This window comes from Aquiflexum gelatinilyticum (assembly GCF_024741135.1).
Taxonomy (GTDB): Bacteria; Bacteroidota; Bacteroidia; order Cytophagales; family Cyclobacteriaceae; genus Cognataquiflexum; species Cognataquiflexum gelatinilyticum.
Map to the genome: position 1 here is coordinate 1 of NZ_JANSUY010000058.1, position 275 is coordinate 275.

Here is a 275-nt window from a genome sequence, read left to right on the forward strand (position 1 = left end):
AAGAAGGGCAACAAGTAGAGTTTGACATTGTAGATGGAGCACGTGGACCACAAGCAGCTAATGTTGTGAAACTGTAGGGTATATTGTTTTGGGAAGAGAAAGCTGCGTTTGTGGCAACGTTATATATATGTAGTAGAACCTCTTGTTTTTCGCAAGGGGTTTTTGTTATAGGGTAAGTTGTCAAAAAGTTGTTTCTTTTCTGTAACGAATTGTCCACAGTTATATTCGTTATTCACGATGTTAATAGGATAAAATAAAGATAGAAACGATGCATC

At 36.7% G+C, this 275-nt stretch carries 1 pseudogene; it reads left to right on the forward strand.

From position 1 onward, the window contains the following. Window positions 1–77, forward strand: a pseudogene (gene cspC, locus NU887_RS21150) (cold shock protein CspC); the annotation flags it as partial. Window positions 78–275: the final 198 nt, after the last annotated feature.